The sequence below is a fragment of the Caballeronia sp. SL1002 genome (assembly GCF_057814995.1).
The window spans coordinates 347,233-364,594 of the sequence record NZ_JBYMUW010000003.1; the positions used below are offsets into that span (position 1 = coordinate 347,233).

Consider the following 17,362-nt stretch of genomic DNA (forward strand, 5'->3'; position numbering starts at 1 on the left):
GTCTGGACCACATGCAAACGTTTGCGCCGTCGTCATTTAAAAGTTAGACTTTTCGTACTACCTTTACGTGTGCCGAATATGAGCCAGACTTGCCGTGACGCTATCGATATCCAGGCCGAAGTCGACGCATTGGCGACCGAGCGTTTGCCGCCAACGCTGCTGCGCCATCGACTTCTCGAACTTCGTGACGAACTTCATGTGGCGATCGTCGCTGCGGACATCAACCGTGCCGCGGTCGGACACTATCTTCGGCTGTTGGGCGAGATCGAGGAATGTTTCGAACTCTCGCGAGCGTCGCAGTCGATGGACGCGTACCGGGTTACCCGACCGTCTATCGTTCGATGCTAGACGAGCGTCCCGCTCGGTCTGCGACCGTTCCGCCCGTACGCCTCAGAACCGCATCACAAGGGCGACCCCGGCCACCATCAGCAACGTACCGAGCATTCGCAGCCCGGTGACCGGATGCCCGGCGACCCCGATCAAACCGAAATGATCGATCGCCACCGACGCGACGAGGTTCGCACAGATCGTCAGCCCATTGAGCGTGCCGACGCCCACCTTCTGCACCAGCGTCAGTCCCGCAAAAACCGCCACCGCCCCGACAATGCCGCCGAGCGGCGCCCACCATTTCATGCTGCGCAGGTCGTCTAGTGTCGGCAGCGGGGTGGGCTGGATGCAGAACAGCGCAATGGCCAAGAACGAGACCAGCAGGAACGATACGCCGGAAGCCAGCCATGGATTGATGAGCGCCGTCTTCAACTCGCCGTTGATCGGCGCGCCGGCCGCCTGAAGGATGCCACCCATGATGATGAACGGGTAAATCCACGCGTGGGTCATGGTTCTTCTCCGGATGTTTCAGTTCAATGTGCCGCTAGAAGCCGCGCGCCGAGCGCCATGACAAGCGCGGGCGGCATGACGATCACGCCGACCCTGAAAAACTGCATGAAGTCCACGTTTTCGCCCTCGCGCCGGATCGAAGAGAGCCACAGAATCGTCGCGAGCGAGCCGGTGATCGAGAGGTTGGGACCCAGGTCCACTCCGATCAGCAAGGCGTCGATCACGCGCTCGGGGCTGTGCGCTTGCAGCACGGTTGCGCTTGCAATGAGGCCCGCCGGAAGATTGTTGATGGCGTTGCTGCTCACCGCGATGATCGCGCCCGAGGCAGCCGCCGTGAGAACCTGATTCTGTTGTGTTACGAGCGCGAGCCAGTGCGAAAGCGCAGTGACGACACCCGTATGCGCAAGCATCTCCACCAGCACGAAAAGACCCGCGACGAGCGGCAACACGCTCCACGATATCTCGCTCACGAGTTCGACCGGAGACTGACCTTTCTTGATCAACACAACCAGTGCCGTCAGAACACCAAGGATCGCAGTCGGCAAGCCGAGTTGCATATCGAACGCGGAGACGGTGAGCAACGCAATCGCCGTGATCCCGATGCCTGTCAGCGTCACCTTGCCGTTCATGCTGAGTGGTTCGACTTTCAAATCGCGCGCGCATTCGCCAGCGAGTTCGTCGCGTTGCGTCCAGCGAAGCATGAAAAAAGTCGCGACGATCGACAACACCGAAGGCCACGCGAAGCGCGCGATCCACGCACCCAGGGCCGGCGTGTGATTCGCATAGAGCACGAGATTGGCGGGGTTCGAGATCGGCAGCACGAAGCTCGCTGCGTTGGCGATAAACGCGCAGACGTACAGAAGCGGCAACGGCTTCGTATTGGCCTTCTTCGCCGCCGCGAACACGGCAGGCGTGAGCACGACGGCGGCGGCATCGTTCGAAAGAAACGTGGTCACCACGACGCCGACCAGATACACGAGCAGAAAGAGCTTTCGCGGCGAGCCTTTCGCGTGGTTCACGGCAAGCACCGCGATCCAGTCGAACAGGCCCTCGCGCCTGCCAAGTTCGGAAAGCAGCATCATGCCGATGAGGAAAAGATAAACATCGGTACCTTTGCCGACCGCCTGCCACGCAAGGTTCAACGGAAGCAGCCCGAGGGCGACGAGCAACAGCGCGCCCGCGACGGCCCAGATTGCCTCGGGCCATTTGAAGGGACGCAGGATGACGCCGGCAGTCGCGGCAAGTCCGATGCCCCAGGAGAGAAAAATCGGATTCATGTGGCGAGCGTGGGTTCGTTGGCGGAGTCGCGGTGAATGCCGCAGGCTCTTTTGAGCGCGGCGCCGAAGAAAATCCATAGGACGAGCGAGCCAATCGACACGCCCCCGAGCACGAGAAACGCGACCTCATAACCGAAGTGCTGCGCGATCATGCCGCCGAGAGCGGGGCTGAGCGCCGCGCCGAGTCCCTGCACCGTCATCACGACGCCCTGCCCTACGTTCACACGGCCGGTGCCCTGCAAGAGGCGAACGACGAGCGCGGGCACGGCCACGCTCTGCAGGCCCGCGCCGATGCCGTCGAGCGCCTGCACGGGCCACACGCCCCAGGCACTGATGAACATCATCGCGACGAGACCGCGCAACGGCAGCGCGAGGAAGGTAATGAGGATCACGCTCCAGTAGCCGATCCGCTGAATGATCCGGTTGGCAAAGAACGCTGCGGCGACCATCACGAGTTGCGCGATGACGATGGTTTGCGCGGTAAAGGCGCTCGGATCGCCCTTGTGCGCGGCGACCACCGCGAGGCCGTACAACGGGAGCATGGCCGCGTTGCCGAGGTGAAACAGGGCGAGCGTCGCGGCGAGCAGCAACAGCGGCCTGCAGGTGAGCAACATGCGAAAACCGCTCGCCTGCTCGTGTTTCGTTGAAGATGGCGTCGATGAAGAAGCGCCGAGGCCGCGCGCCCTTTCATGGTCGATGGAATCGCGGGCGATCAGCAGCGTCGAGATGACGGTCATCGTGCCGAACACGCCCGCGAGCGCGAACACCGCGCCGAAACCGAAACGCCAGCCAAGCCAGCCGGAAAGCGCCGCGCCGACGACATTGCCTGCATGATTGGCTACCTGATTGCGGCCGAACTGCCGGTCGAAGCCGCGCTCGCCGACCATGCCGAGCGTCACGCCCGCGACCGCCGGCCCGAGCGCCGCACCCGTCACAGCGGTGAGGATCTGCGACGCGGCGACCATCATGTAACCGTGCGATACCCACAACGCCAGCGAAGCAAGCGTCGTCATCGCGCCGGCCGCGACGATGAGGCCACGCTTGTGACGGGTCGCATCGACGAGTGCGCCGGCCGGCGAGGTGGCAAGCATTCCTGCGATACCGCCGAGCGTCATCACGGTTCCAATCGCGTCCGGATGCCAGCCCTGCGCCTGCAAATAGACGCCGAGAAACGGTCCGATACCGGCTTGCACGTCGGCCATGAAGAAGTTGAGTCCTTCGAGCGCGAAGAAGGGATTCATGAGTGGATCACCGGTAATGTCCGTTCTTATTGGTGCTTTTATTGGCGCTCTTCTGCCTTGTGTCGGCTGCGCGTTCAGTCGACGAGTGACGCGTCGATCAGTTCCGCGATCTCGTCCACTTCGATCGTCCGCCCGTAGCGATTCTTCACGCCCTGCCCCCACGCCTGCACATGCGCGCCGGGCGCTAGATACGCGGCCAGTTCGGCGGCGGCATGGGGCGGCATACGCAGCGACGTGCCGTCATCGAGCAACGCGCCGCGCAATTCGCCTTTCGGACCGTAGAGCGACATCACCACTTGTCCGCTCGCGTCAGTCGGCTTGCGCTCGACATGCGGTTTTTGATGCGGCTCGCCGTGGTGATGCGGGCCGTCGTCGAGAATGACCTTGCCCGTCTTCGTCACGAGCGAAATCGCCGCAATCATGTCCGCGCCGCGCGGCTTCACGCCACGCACGCGAACATCGTCGCCGATGGCGACTTGACGCGTGATCTGGCGCGACAGATGAGGCGGAAAATGAACCTGTCTGGCGTGTCGGGCGCCGAGCAGCAATCCATCCACTTCGCAATGCGGATTCAGCAGAAAGCCCGTCACGATGCCGCGCGTTTCGGGAAGGCTGTCAGGGTCGATCCAATGCATTTTTTGCTCCTCGTTGCAGGTTGATTGAAACTGGAGGCGCGGCTCAAACCGGCGCGCTCACGGGTTCGCCGGAGCGCGGTCGTACAGACGCGTCAGGTTGCCCGGCGAGCCGAACGCGGTCGCCTGAAGCGCGGTGCCGTACTGATTGCGCGTGCCATAGCCTTGCGCGGATACCTTCGCGCCCGTCTGGACGAGTCGTGGAAACTGCTGCGCGACAGGCGGCGTCAGCTTGATGACGGTCCCATCCGCGAGAATCACGCCGTCGGGCTCGCCGCGCGGGGCCGTCGTGATGTGCTCGACCTGTCCCTGCACGCTCAACTGGGCGAGGCCCGCGCCGCGCAGTTCGCGAGGCAGCGGTTGCGTGCCCGGCAGAGGCGGCGTATCGACGAGTTGCTGGCCGCTTCTCGCATCCGTGATGCGTTGCGCCTTGAGGTTGCCGCCGGCATCGCGCCAGCCGTCGATCTGCACGTTGTCGCCCGGGCGCAGCGTCGAAGTGAGTTGCGCGCTCAGATGCGGCGGAAAGCGCACGAGCGCGCCGTCGCTCATCAGAAAGCCGTCGACGTCGCCGTCGGGATTGGTCAGAAAGCGCGACACGGTGCCTTTCGCGCTCACCGCTGTCCGCTCCTCGGCGAGTGCGGCCGGTGCGGGACCGGTCGGCGGCGCTGGCATCGCCATCGGCGCATGGCCCGGTGGCGTGAGCGGGGCGGGCGCTGCCGCGTCGATCGGCGGCGGGGCGACAGGCGCTACCGCGGGTTGAGTCTGCGCGACGCAACCGGTGCTTATCGAGAGCAGCGAGGTGAGCAGCGTGGCGCAAGCGGTCGCACTGAAAAGGCGGACCGCGCCGACATGGGCGAGAGACTTCGAAATAGACGTCATGGCATCACTCCTTCTTTAGACTCGGAGTGAATTGCAAGGCCTATGCCATGACGAGGAATCCTTTGTGGCCGGGCTATCGACGCTGTAAAAGACGGCGGCAGTGTCAAGCAACCGGACGGGCGGTGTCCGATTGCTTGACACTCGCGGCGTCAGTCGGCGTCAGTCGGCGGAATCGACGTTCGAATCCGACAAACCGAGGCTCGCGATACGCGTATAGAGCGACTGGCGGCTAATGCCGAGCCTGCGCGCCGCTTCCGCGCGATTGCCGGCGGTCAGCGCAAGCGCGCGGGCGATCAACGCGCGTTCCAGTTGCGCGAGCGCGTCGCTGAGCGTCAGTTCGGCGACGCTCGCGGGAATGACATCGCTGGCGTTCGCGGCTGCATCGAAGAGAAAGGCGAAGTCCTCGCGTGTGAGCAAGGCGCCGGGCGCCAGCGCACTCGCGCGTTCCATGGCGTTGGCAAGCTCCCGCACGTTGCCGCGCCAGGCGAAGGTGACGAGCAGACGCTGCGCATCGGCCGACAAATGCTTGCGCCGCTCGGGCGATGCCGCCAGCGCCGAAAGGAAATGCTCCGCGAGCGGCAGGATGTCCGCCACGCGTTCGCGCAGGGGCGGCATGTGCAGCGGGATCACATCGAGGCGGTACAGCAAGTCCTGCCGGAACGTGCCCGCCGCGACCATGGCCGACAAATCGCGGTGGGTTGCCGCCACGACGCGCACATCGACCACGACAGTCCGGTTCGCGCCGAGCGGCGTGACCTGCCGCTCCTGAAGCACGCGCAGCAGCTTCGCCTGCATGGGAAGCGGCATGTCGCCGACTTCATCGAGAAAGAGCGTGCCGCCGTGCGCCTCCTCGAAGCGCCCTCGCCGTTCCGCGTGCGCCCCGGTAAAGGCGCCCTTGATGTGCCCGAACAGTTCGCTTTCCAGCAAGTCCGCGGGAATCGCCGCACAGTTCACGGCGACGAACTGTCCGCCCGAGCGCGCCGATGCCAGGTGCAGCACGTGCGCCGCGACCTCCTTGCCCGTGCCGGTTTCGCCCGTGATGAGCACGGTCGAACTCGTGCTCGCCGCGCGCCCCAGACGCTTTTGCACCTCGCGCATGGCCTCGCTGATGCCGAGCAGCCGCGGTTCGCGCGCGCGCGTTTCGTCCGCGAAGGCGGGCGGCGCGGTGGTGACGGGCGCATCGGCGTGCGCGGCCAGCATGCGTTCGAGGAGCGCGGCGATCTCGTCGCGGCCCACGGGTTTGGTCAGATGCTCGAACGCGCCGAGCCGCATGGCGCCGATGGTGTTGTCGCTGGTTGCGTGCGCGGTGAGCATGGCGACGGGCACGCGACGCAGATCGGCCGTTTCGCGCAGCGATTCGAGCACGGCGAGGCCGTCCGCGCCGGGCAGCCGAAAGTCGAGAAAGATGCAGTCGGGCGTGCCGTGCTCGTGCAGACGCGCGAACGCTGCTTCGCCGGAACGCGCTTCGAGCGGCGTGTGTCCGAGGTCCTGCACGGTCTCGGCGAGGCCTTCGCGAAAGGCGTCGTCGTCGTCGATGATCAGTATGGTCGCCATGGCAAATCGATCACAAAGCGCGTCACGTTCGAATCCTCCGCAAGATAGGCGCGCCCGCCATGCGCCGATGCAATCTCGCGCACCACGGCAAGCCCGAGACCCGAGCCGTCCGGGCGGCCGGTCACGAACGGTTCGAAAATGCGTTCGCGCTCAGCGGCCTTCACGCCCGGACCGTCGTCGATGACTTCGAGCCGGAACCGCTCGCCGTCCGCGCATTGTGCGCTCTCGGCGCGCACCGTCACGTGACCGCCCGCCGGTGCGTGCCGCAGCGCATTGACGATCAGGTTGTCGAGCGCGCGCGCCAGTTGCGCGGGATCGAAGATGGGCTCCGTTGCGCCCGTCTGTACATCTCCGCTCAACGCCACATCGCGAGACTGCGCGCGCGCCTGATTCGCCTGCACGATCCCGTCTATCCAGACGCGCAGATCGACCGCGCGAACCTCGATGGTGATCGGCTGGGTCAGCGCGAGCAGGCTCGTCACCTGCGACTCGATGCGCCCCACCTGCTCGATGATCGTCTTCAGCGCGGCTTCGCGGCGCGCCGCATCGCCCGCCAGCGCGTTCTCGGCCTTCAGGCGCATGGCGCCGGCGGGGTTGCGGATTTCATGCGCGATCTGCGCCGCCATCTTGCCCAGCATGCTGAAGCGTTCCGCCTGCGCGAGCTTCCCGCTCAGTTCGTTCGCCTCGCGTTGCAGACGCTCGGCGCGTTCGGCATAACGATTGAGCGCTTCGACGATCTGATCCAGATCGCGCTCGCCCAGGCGCGCGAGAGGCTTGCCCTGTTCCAACGCGCCCGATGGCCCGAGCGCCGATTCCAGTTGCATCAGTTTGCGCTTCCAGCGCCTCAGCATCACAGCCAAAAATAACGCCAGCGCAACGATGATCGCGAGCATGCTCGCCAGGATGGTGGCGGCGCGCTCGCCGTATGGTCCGAGCGGCGGCCGCGCGCGTGTCAGCATCCAGGCGAACAGTCCCGTCTTGTTCGGCACGGGACAGGCGACGGCGACCACGGCATCGGTACCGCTCGCGACGACATCGACCCGCATCTGGCCGGTAATCGCCGCATTTTTAAGTGTGCGCAGAATGAGAGGCGTCTCGGCTTCCGGGATGTCGCGTTTTACGCCGCTGCCCTCGTAGGTCGGGAACGCGTACGCAAGAAAGCCGTTCGATGCAGCCGATGCAGGCGCGCCGCGCCAGAAGCCGCCTTCGATGCCATCGGTGCGGATCAGTACGAGGTCGAGAACGGCGTGCATCAGATCGACGTTCGCCTCGCCCGGACGCTGCATCGACAGATCGTAACGCGACGCGACCGCCGTACACGCCGCGACGGCCTCCTGCTTTGTCGCGCTGACGCGTTCGCCGAGCGCTGACGAAAGCATGAGCCAGACGACGGCGGTGAGCAGGCCGCACAAGCCGGCGACGAGAAGCCAGAGTGCGAAGAGCTGCGTTGAGAACGACGGTCGCGGCATGAAACGCCTTTATGCTGATCGAGTTGGCAGGTCCTTAAGCAAGACTCTCGCCACCTTCCCTCCGTCAGTCTGCGGGCGTGCAGCATTACAAGACTCAAGCAATCCGGCCGTCGCTGCTGATACGCACTAAGTATCGCTGAAGGCCACGGTGTCCGATGATCTCCTCAGCGAATCGACGACGGGTGACGGGCAAGCGGCGTGACCTGCATCGTCATATACGGGAACAAAGGCAACGCGGACAAGATGCCATGAAGCTCGTCGTGCGAATCCACGTCGAAGACGCTGTAGTTAGCGTACTCGCCGACAACGCGATGCAGTTGCTGCCACTTCCCGGCTCGCTGCAGTTCTTGCGAGTAAGCTTTCTCTCGGGCTTTAATTTCGTCCGACTGCGACGCTGGCATGTCTGGCGGCAGATGTACGTCCATTCTTACGAGATACAGCATATTTCCTCCTGGAGGGACTGAGTTCTTTGCGCGAGATCGAGTTTGTTTGGAAGGTGTTTAGGCGCCCTTGTCGCGTCGGTAAAACGCGAGCTTTTCTTCGTCGAGGTGCAATCCAAGACCCGGACCTTCTGGAAGATGCAGGTCGAAGTCGCTGTATCGCGGACGGGCCGTGACGATGTCGTCCTTGAGCAGCAGCGGCCCGAAAAGCTCCGTGCCCCACGCCAGTTGCGGAAGCGCGCTGAAGCCATGCGCGGAAGCGATAGAGCCAATGCTGCCTTCCAGCATCGTGCCGCCATAGAGCGACACGCCGCCAGCGTCGGCGATAGCGGCGGTGCGCATCATGCCGTAGATACCGCCGGACTTTGCTATCTTCAGCGCAAACACATCGGCACACGCCTCGCGCACGAGTTCGAGCGCATCTTCCGGACCTGTGACGCTCTCATCGGCCATGATGGGTACGATAAACCGTGCTGCGAGCCGTGCCAGCGCCCCGCGGTGCTCGCGCGGCGTCGGCTGCTCGATGAGGTCGATACCCGCAGCCTCCAGCGCTTCGATGCCCAAAGCCGCGTCGACTTCGTTCCAGGCCTGGTTGACGTCGACCGTGACCTTCGCCCGGTCGCCCAGCGCGGCCTTGATTCTGGACACATGCGCCACGTCGTCGCGCACGCTGCGACGGCCGATTTTTAGCTTGAACACATTGTGGCGGCGTTCGGCGAGAAGCATCTCGGCTTCTTCGATGTCGCGGTTGGTATCGCCGCTGGCGAGCGTCCAGAGCACCGGGAGAGTCTTGCGTACCGCGCCGCCGAGCAATGTGGACACCGGAACGCCCAGCCGCTTGCCCTGCGCATCCAGCAAGGCCGTCTCGATTCCCGATTTCGCGAACCGGTTGCCGCGAGCGACCTTGTTGAGCTTGAGCATGGCTGCGTTGATGTTGGTCGCGTCCTGCCCGACCAGCGCTGGCGCCAGGTACGTGTCGATCGTCAGCTTGATGCCTTCGGGGCTTTCCTCGCCGTAGGACAGACCACCGATGGTCGTGGCTTCGCCAATGCCCTCGATATCGTCGCTCGACCGCAGCCGGATAATGACCATGGTTTGCTGCTGCATGGTCGCCATCGAAAGCTGATGGGCGCGAATGGTCGGGAGGTCGACCAGAATGGTCTCGACAGATGTGATTTGGGCGTTCATACCAAGCGTGCCTGAGAGGTTGAGTTGCCCCAAGTATTGCCTGCCGAATAATCCCCTGTCCAAGACCATTAACGTCTGGTCCGATACCCGTGTGGTATGGCGAGCTTTAGCGCCCTCGGTCCGTACGGGGCAGGTAGGGTATTCTCTCCTCGTCATACAGGCGGTAGATGAGTTCGAGGATTTCGCGAATATCGCGTGATTCGTCGAGCGCGCGCATGCTCATGATGATGGGAGAAACCAGCGTTGGGTCGTCCAGTTCCTTATAGCTCACGTCGTCGCGCTTTAAGCCGTAGACGCTGCTCGGAACCACCGACACCCCTTCGCCCGCCGCGACCAAACCCAGCGCTATCTGCAATTCACGGACTTCATAGATTCGACGCGGTTCGAGCGCACGGTCCTTGAAAGCCGCAAGCACCTGGTCGGCGTAACTGGGACGCGGCGCCTTGGGGAAAATAATCAGCGTCTCATTGAGCAAATCGCGCAGGGCCAAAATAGGCTTGGCGCGAGATAGCGCATGCCCCTCGGGAAGCGCGACAATCATTTTTTCTTCGCGAAGAATCACGCGGCGAATGTTCGCGTCTTCGTTCCGGATTCGACCGAACCCGACGTCGATGCGTCCGTCTTTGAGCGCCCTGAGCTGGTCCATGGTCGACATTTCATGGAGACTCAATTCCACCGTCGGATTTTCATCGCGGAACCGGCGGATTATCTTCGGCAACATCCCGTACAACGTCGAACCCACGTAACCCACCGACAGGCTGCGTTCGATATTGCCGACCCGCCTTGTCATCGATTCCAGTTCAGACGTCTGAGCTATCAGCTGAGCCGCATGCAGATAGAAGAACTTCCCGGTCTCGGTCAGCTTCAACGGACGCGAGTTGCGCTCTAGCAACTGCACGCCAAGCGTTTCCTCCAGTTGCTGGATAGAACGGCTCAGAGGCGGCTGCGCGATATTCAACCGGGCGGCCGCTCGCGTGAAATTGCGCTCCTCGGCTACCGCGACGAAATATCGAAGATGCCGAAGCTCCATCTCCATACCTCCCTGATATAGACCGATACTAAAACGGTGTTGGACGGGGCTACAAGCTGCGGACTATTCTGCATTCACGCCTTGTTATTTCACCGATTATACCTTCTACACATAGAAGCACAGGTGAGAAATCAAGGGTTAACCCCGGCAAATACAAGAGATATTGGAGCAGACATGAGCGTCAAAGTGTTCGACTCAAGAGAAGTCCAGGACCTGCTGAAAGCCGCTGCGAACCTTGGCAGCGAAGACGGTAACGCGCGCGCAAAACAGATTACGCATCGTCTGCTGAGCGACCTTTTCAAAGCCATCGACGACCTCGCTATGACGCCCGACGAGATTTGGGCGGGCGTAACCTACTTCAACAAGCTCGGACGCGATGGTGAGGCTGCCTTGCTAGCCGCTGGACTCGGTCTTGAAAAATTTCTCGACATCCGGATGGATGCGGAAGACCGTGAAGCCGACATTCATGGCGGGACACCCCGTACCATCGAAGGGCCGTTGTATGTCGCCGGCGCGCCGGTGCGAGACGGCTTATCCAAAATCGACCTCAATGCAGACGAGGACGCAGGTCCGCTTGTTATCCGCGGCACGGTCACCAGTTCGGATGGCAAGCCCGTAGCGGACGCGGTGGTCGAATGCTGGCACGCTAACTCGAAGGGCTTCTACTCGCATTTCGACCCGACGGGCGCGCAAGACGACTTCAACTTGCGCGGTGCGGTCAAGACCGAAGCCGACGGCAAGTACGAATTCCGCACCCTCATGCCGGTGGGTTACGGCTGCCCGCCGCACGGCGCGACGCAGCAACTGCTGAACGTCCTTGCACGTCACGGCAACCGTCCCGCTCATGTGCACTTCTTCGCCACGAGCGAAAACCTCCGGAAGCTCACGACGCAAATCAACATCGAGGGCGACCCCTTGATTTGGGACGATTTCGCCTACGCGACTCGCGAGGACCTGATTCCCCAAGTCGTCGAGAAAACCGGCGGCACCGCGATGGGCCTCAAGACCGATGCTTACAAGGAAATCGAGTTCAACATCGAGTTGACTCCGCTGGTTCAAGGCAAGGACAACCAGCTTGTCCAACGGCCGCGCGTGTCGGCTACGGCCTAAGCGGTTCATTCGGCGACCGACGACCGCCACCGGTCGCCCGATTCTTCATCCTTCAATTCGTTACCAACGCGAGGCCCATTTTTTGGGCCGCGTAGGAGGAGCACGCATGTCCGCCATGATGGAAAGAGCCCGACAGCTCGATGACCTGCTGAGCAACGCCGTGCAGGAAGACAAGGAAAACGGCGTTTTCCGCTGCCGCCGCGACATCTTCACTAACGCCGACTTGTACGAGCTCGAGATGAAACACATCTTCGAGAGCAATTGGGTTTATCTGGCGCACGAAAGCCAGATCCCTGACAACAACGATTACTACACGACCTGGATTGGCCGGCAGCCTATCGTTGTCACGCGTGACAAGACCGGTGAACTGCATGCGGTTCTCAACGCGTGCGCGCACAAGGGCGCGATGCTGTGTCGCCGCAAACATGGCAACAAAGGCAGCTTCACTTGCCCGTTTCACGGCTGGACGTTTTCGAATGCCGGCAAACTGCTCAAGGTGAAAGACGAGAAGACCACCGAGTATCCGGTGCAATTCAACAAGCAAGGTTCGCACGACCTGCGCAAAGTGGCGCGCTTCCAGAGCTATCAGGGTTTTCTGTTCGGAAGCTTGAATCCAGACGTGTTACCTCTCGAAGAGTATCTCGGTGAGACCAAGGTCATCATCGATCAAATTGTTGCGCAAGCGCCGAACGGCATCGAGGTGCTGCGCGGTAACTCCTCGTACATCTACGACGGCAACTGGAAGATGCAGATGGAAAACGGCTGCGACGGTTACCACGTCAGCACCGTGCACTGGAACTACGCCGCGACGATGGGGCGACGCAAGGAAGACGGCACCAAGGCAGTGGATGCTAACGGCTGGAGCAAATCGGTGGCCGGCGTCTACGGATTCGAACACGGGCACATCCTGCTGTGGACCAATTCGATGAACCCGGAAGTGCGCCCGGTCTATGAACACCGCGGCGAAATTGCAGCGCGAGTCGGCGAGGACAAGGCGAAGTTCATCATCAATCAGACGCGGAATCTGTGCCTTTATCCCAACGTGTTTCTGATGGACCAGTTCAGCACCCAGATTCGAGTGGTGCGCCCGATCGGTGTCGATAAAACTGAAGTGAGCATCTTCTGCTTCGCTCCGAAGGGCGAAAGCGCCGAAAGCCGTGCAACACGCATTCGACAATATGAAGATTTCTTCAATGTGTCGGGCATGGGAACCAGCGACGACCTCGAAGAGTTCCGCGCCTGCCAGTCCGGCTATGCCGGTTCGACGACGATGTGGAACGACCTGTCGCGCGGGGCGCCGCTTTGGGTTCACGGCCCGGACGAGAATGCCAGGAGCATGGGCCTGAATCCGCTCATCTCGGGCGAGCGCAGCGAGGACGAAGGCCTCTTCGTCGTCCAGCATGAATATTGGGTGCAAGTGATGCGCGAGGCTCTCCAGAAGGAACAGGCGGAGGCGACGGCATGAGCTTCGACTATCAAAAGATCTGCAACGCGCTCTACCAGGAAGCGCGCCTTCTGGATGACCGTCAGTGGGACGAGTGGCTGGCCTGTTACACCACGGACGTCGACTATTGGATGCCGGCCTGGGACGACGACGACAAGCTTACGGACGACCCGCAGAGTCAAATCTCGCTGATGTATTACCCCGACCGGGGTGGACTGGAAGACCGCGTTTTTCGCATCAAGACCGAGCGAAGCGGCGCATCGCTGCCTGAACCGCGTACCAGCCATAACGTGACGAATGTCGAGGTGATGGCCGAACGCGAAAATGAAGTCGACGTGCGCTACAACTTCAATACGCAAAGCCACCGCTACAAGATGACCGATTATTTCTTCGGCACCATGTTCGTGACCTTCCGCAAAGTCGATGGCCGCCTTTTGATTTCCAGCAAGAAAATTGCGCTGAAGAACGACTATATCCGCCAGGTGCTCGACGTCTATCACGTCTGACGTCACCGGTGGGACCGAGACAGCAAGCAGGAGGCAACATGTCTAGCTACAACATCGCACTGAACTTCGAAGACGGCGTGACTCGCTTTGTCGAATGCAAGGCCGGCGAGAAGGTCCTCGATGCCGCATTTCGAGCCAGAATCAACTTGCCGATGGACTGCTCCGACGGCGTATGCGGCACTTGCAAATGCCGCGCCGAGAGCGGCATCTACGACCTCGGCGACGACTACATCGAAGACGCGCTAAGCGACGACGAAAAAGAAACCGGTCTCGTACTCACGTGCCAGATGGTGCCGCAGAGCGACTGCGTCATAGCGGTACCGGCATCGTCGGCGGTATGTAAGACCGAGCAGAGCAAGTTTGCCGTGACCGTGACAAAAGTCGAACCGCACAATGACGCGGCCGTCGTGCTCCAACTGGATGTAGAGGCTGCCGCGCCTGTGTTCCTGGCTGGCCAATACGTCAACATCGACATCCCGGGCAGCGGCCAGCATCGCTCCTATTCGTTCTCATCGGCGCCGGGCGAAAGCAAGGTCAGCTTCCTCATTAAAAAAATTCCGGGCGGCGTGATGAGCACCTGGCTCGAGTCCGCACAACCGGGCGATAAGACTCAATTGACTGGTCCACTTGGAAGCTTCTATCTGCGTCCCGTCGAGCGGCCGTTGCTGCTTATCGCCGGCGGCACCGGTTTAGCGCCCTTTTTGTCCATGCTGGAAGTTTTGCGACGGACCAACGCGCAGCAGAAGGTCCATCTCATCTACGGGGTCACGCGAGACCTCGACCTCGTGCAAGTCGATGCAATCGAAGCGTATGCAACGACGCTGCCGAATTTCACGTACAGCACGGTGGTGGCCGAAGCGGACTCGAATCACCCGCGCAAAGGTTGGGTCACGCAGCACATGCCTGCGGAATCGTTGAACGACGGCGATGTCGATGTGTATCTCTGCGGCCCGCCCCCGATGGTCGACGCCGTGCGCAAGTACTTCAGCGACACGGGCGTGAAGCCCAACAGTTTCCACTACGAGAAATTCACACCCAACGCTGAACCGGAGACCGCATGAACGCCAACCGGTTCGCAGGCAAAGTCATGGTCGTCACGGGCGCTGCGCAGGGTATCGGACGCGGCGTCGCTCTGCGTGCGGCCGCGGAGGGCGCAAAGGTTCTGTTTGTCGACCGCGCGGGCTTCGTCGTCGAGGTCGCGGCCGAAGCGACTGGCGCCGGCACTGCCGGCTTCGTCGCCGACCTCGAGACCTATGAGGGCGCGGCCTCGACGATGGCTTTCGCTGTGGAAAAGTTCGGTCGCATCGACATTCTCATCAACGGCGTGGGCGGCGCTATCCGCATGCGGCCTTACGCTGAGTTCGAGCCTGCCCATATCGATGCCGAAATCCGTCGCTCTCTCATGCCCACTCTTTATGCGTGCCACGCCGCGCTTCCTTACATGCTCGCGCAAGGCGGCGGAACCATCGTCAACGTGTCCTCGAATGCGACGCGCGGTATCCGGCGCGTACCCTACTCTGCAGCCAAGGGCGGTGTGAACGCGATGACCCAGTCGCTTGCCATGGAGTATGGCGAGCAGAACATTCGAGTCGTCGCCGCAGCGCCTGGCGGAACAGAGGCGCCACCGCGGCGTGTGCCGCGAAACGCCGCGGGAGACAGCGATCAAGAGAAGACCTGGATGGGCGAGGCGGTGAAACAGGTCAGCGAATCGACCTTCTTCAAACGCTATGGAACGCTCAATGAGCAAATCGCGCCGATTCTCTTTCTTGCTTCTGACGAAGCCGGCTACATCACGGGCACGGTGCTGCCCGTTGCTGGTGGCGACAACGGCTGAGGTTGTGATAGCAAAAGAGCACGGAGGTGGCACTGCAGCGTGGGATCGAGCGTCGCACGCCTCCTCTTCACTTCTTGAGGGAACGCGGCGGAGTATCCATCTGAATACATCGGTCAACTGCAGACGATCAAGACCGCGCTCGATCCAAAGTACCTTCTGAATCCGGCTAAGGTCCTTTGACGGGTCCGCTCGCGCAACGCGGCTCTCTTTCAACCAATGTGCGGCCCGATCCGATACTCTGGATGAATGGGAACAACGCATCCGCGCTTGTGTGTTCGAGGCAAACGCAGCAACCCCGGACTTCCGCGCAGAAGGCCTAGGCGAGTATATTCAGCACAAAACCACCATTGTTCTTTAATGATGTCGGGGCTAAACGAGCAACGCGCAGATTATGAGAATAGTGATATCCGGTGCAAGCGGCATGGTCGGCCTCAACTTGCCGAGTGCGAGGTGGCACGAGCGCAGGTGTCTTTGCGCAACTTCCAAAGCTTCTTGCGTGGGGTTACTGCTTGGCGAATGCATGGATTTCAAAATGGCCGGGGCGCCTGTATCGGATTCACCGCTGGCTAAATGAACGCTCCGATGCTCCGCTAGTGCATATCGCATCAAACGCGTCGCGCGACATGACAAGCGCAGTCCCGCCAATCGACAGCGCTCATTTCCTAAGCCTCTAACCAGGAATGTATCTATGTTTACTCCATGTCCTACCGAACGCAGCCGGGACCTCGCGGATCGTGTCGAGGCGTTCGTCCGTGAAGTCGTCATGCCCTACGAGCGCGACCCGCGTAACGGATCGCACGGACCGTCGGCCGACCTGGTTGCCGAATTGCGCGCGCTGGCGCGCGCGGCCAACGTGATGACGCCTCATGTTCTCGCCGATGGCGAGCACCTGACACAACTCGAAACAGCCGCCGTGCTCAAGCGCTCGGGCCTCTCCCCGCTCGGTCCGGTCGCGGTGAACACCATGGCGCCCGACGAAGGCAATATTTTTCTCTTGGGCAAGGTCGCCACTGCCGAGCAGAAGCAACGCTTTCTCCCAAAGCTGCTGTCCGGCCATGCACGTTCAGCGTTTTTCATGACGGAACCCGCCGAAGACGAAGGAGCCGGATCCGATCCGTCGATGCTCAAGACGACAGCGCGTCTCGACGGCGACGACTGGGTCATCGACGGCACGAAGACCTTCATCACCGGCGCGGATGGTGCGGAGGTCGGCATCGTGATGGCGCGTACCGACGGCGGCGGCCCGGTCCGCGCGAGCATGTTTCTCGTGAGCCTCCCGCATCCCGCCATCAAGATCGTGAAGGTGCTGGATACCATCGACAGTTCGATGCCCGGCGGACACTCGCGGATCGCGATTGAAGGCCTGCGCCTACCGGCAAACGCCGTGCTCGGCGAAGTGCACAAAGGATTCGAATACGCGCAAATCCGGCTTTCGCCCGCGCGCCTGTCGCATTGCATGCGCTGGCTGGGAACGGCCACACGCGCACACGAGATCGCGGTGGCGTATGCGGCGCGCCGGCATGCTTTCGGCAAACCGCTTATCGACCATGAAGGGGTTGGCTTCATGCTGGCCGACAACCTGATCGATTTGCAGCAGTCGGCGCTGATGATCGACTGGTGTGCAGGCATTCTCGATTCCGGAAGCCTGGGCACGACCGAAAGCTCGATGACGAAGGTTGCCGTATCCGACGCGCTCTTCCGCGTGGCCGACCGATGCGTCCAAACCATGGGCGGCTCGGGCGTAGCGCGCGATTCGATCGTCGAGCAGGTGTTCCGCGAAGTACGGGCTTTTCGTATCTACGACGGCCCCACTGAAGTTCACAAATGGTCGCTCGCCAAGAAGATCAAACGCATGGCGCTAGAAGGCGACTATCGGGCCGGGCGCTGAACGATTTTTGAAGCCGGCTTCGATCGAGGAAAG

General features: G+C 61.8%; 17 protein-coding genes. 6 read left to right on the plus strand and 11 right to left on the minus strand.

Annotation, left to right across the window (positions count from 1 at the left end; all coding sequences use genetic code 11):
• Positions 1-63: 63 nt before the first annotated feature.
• The 11 genes from AC3D25_RS19005 to AC3D25_RS19055 all read right to left on the minus strand — a co-directional run bounded on the left by AC3D25_RS19005 (position 64) and on the right by AC3D25_RS19055 (position 10,547).
• Positions 64-243, minus strand: a complete 180-nt coding sequence (locus tag AC3D25_RS19005; protein ID WP_488890005.1) for a hypothetical protein — start codon at positions 241-243, stop codon at positions 64-66.
• A 147-nt stretch (positions 244-390) separates the two neighbouring features.
• Complete coding sequence (locus AC3D25_RS19010) at positions 391-837, minus strand: DMT family transporter (RefSeq protein ID WP_488890006.1); 447 nt, start codon at positions 835-837, stop codon at positions 391-393.
• A 23-nt stretch (positions 838-860) separates the two neighbouring features.
• Positions 861-2,114, minus strand: a complete 1,254-nt coding sequence (locus AC3D25_RS19015; RefSeq protein ID WP_488890007.1) for an arsenic transporter — start codon at positions 2,112-2,114, stop codon at positions 861-863.
• A complete protein-coding gene (locus tag AC3D25_RS19020) occupies positions 2,111-3,355 on the minus strand; it encodes an MFS transporter (RefSeq protein WP_488890008.1) in 1,245 nt (414 codons plus the stop codon). The genes AC3D25_RS19015 and AC3D25_RS19020 overlap by 4 nt, the downstream gene beginning before the upstream one ends.
• Before the next feature lie 74 nt (positions 3,356-3,429).
• Positions 3,430-3,990 (minus strand): hypothetical protein, encoded by a 561-nt coding sequence (locus AC3D25_RS19025; RefSeq protein WP_488890009.1) that lies wholly within the window; start codon positions 3,988-3,990, stop codon positions 3,430-3,432.
• Between the two features lie 57 nt (positions 3,991-4,047).
• Positions 4,048-4,866, minus strand: coding sequence for a hypothetical protein (locus AC3D25_RS19030; RefSeq protein WP_488890010.1), 819 nt, complete (start codon positions 4,864-4,866; stop codon positions 4,048-4,050).
• A 159-nt stretch (positions 4,867-5,025) separates the two neighbouring features.
• Complete coding sequence (locus tag AC3D25_RS19035; RefSeq protein ID WP_488890011.1) at positions 5,026-6,420, minus strand: sigma-54-dependent transcriptional regulator; 1,395 nt, start codon at positions 6,418-6,420, stop codon at positions 5,026-5,028.
• Positions 6,405-7,889, minus strand: a complete 1,485-nt coding sequence (locus AC3D25_RS19040; RefSeq protein ID WP_488890012.1) for an ATP-binding protein — start codon at positions 7,887-7,889, stop codon at positions 6,405-6,407. Before AC3D25_RS19040 ends, AC3D25_RS19035 begins: the two co-directional genes overlap by 16 nt.
• A gap of 164 nt (positions 7,890-8,053) precedes the next feature.
• Entirely contained in the window at positions 8,054-8,332 is a 279-nt protein-coding gene (catC, locus tag AC3D25_RS19045) for a muconolactone Delta-isomerase (RefSeq protein WP_488890013.1), read from the minus strand.
• Between the two features lie 57 nt (positions 8,333-8,389).
• Positions 8,390-9,517, minus strand: coding sequence for a muconate/chloromuconate family cycloisomerase (locus AC3D25_RS19050; protein ID WP_488890467.1), 1,128 nt, complete (start codon positions 9,515-9,517; stop codon positions 8,390-8,392).
• A gap of 106 nt (positions 9,518-9,623) precedes the next feature.
• A complete protein-coding gene (locus AC3D25_RS19055) occupies positions 9,624-10,547 on the minus strand; it encodes a LysR family transcriptional regulator (protein WP_488890014.1) in 924 nt (307 codons plus the stop codon).
• A gap of 174 nt (positions 10,548-10,721) precedes the next feature.
• On the opposite strand from AC3D25_RS19055, the gene catA reads away from it, so the two are divergent.
• From catA to AC3D25_RS19085, 6 genes are all read left to right on the plus strand, one after another.
• Positions 10,722-11,657 (plus strand): catechol 1,2-dioxygenase, encoded by a 936-nt coding sequence (gene catA, locus AC3D25_RS19060; RefSeq protein WP_488890468.1) that lies wholly within the window; start codon positions 10,722-10,724, stop codon positions 11,655-11,657.
• A gap of 106 nt (positions 11,658-11,763) precedes the next feature.
• Positions 11,764-13,122: a Rieske 2Fe-2S domain-containing protein gene (locus tag AC3D25_RS19065; protein ID WP_488890015.1), complete on the plus strand. Its 1,359-nt coding sequence runs from the start codon at positions 11,764-11,766 to the stop codon at positions 13,120-13,122.
• Positions 13,119-13,607: a benzoate 1,2-dioxygenase small subunit gene (benB, locus tag AC3D25_RS19070; RefSeq protein ID WP_488890016.1), complete on the plus strand. Its 489-nt coding sequence runs from the start codon at positions 13,119-13,121 to the stop codon at positions 13,605-13,607. The genes AC3D25_RS19065 and benB overlap by 4 nt, the downstream gene beginning before the upstream one ends.
• Before the next feature lie 38 nt (positions 13,608-13,645).
• Complete coding sequence (benC, locus tag AC3D25_RS19075; protein ID WP_488890017.1) at positions 13,646-14,668, plus strand: benzoate 1,2-dioxygenase electron transfer component BenC; 1,023 nt, start codon at positions 13,646-13,648, stop codon at positions 14,666-14,668.
• Positions 14,665-15,441, plus strand: coding sequence for a benzoate diol dehydrogenase BenD (gene benD / locus AC3D25_RS19080; RefSeq protein WP_488890018.1), 777 nt, complete (start codon positions 14,665-14,667; stop codon positions 15,439-15,441). Before benC ends, benD begins: the two co-directional genes overlap by 4 nt.
• 688 nt (positions 15,442-16,129) lie before the next feature.
• On the plus strand, positions 16,130-17,329 hold the full coding sequence (locus AC3D25_RS19085; protein WP_488890019.1) for an acyl-CoA dehydrogenase family protein: 1,200 nt from the start codon (positions 16,130-16,132) through the stop codon (positions 17,327-17,329).
• The last annotated feature ends 33 nt before the right edge of the window (positions 17,330-17,362 follow it).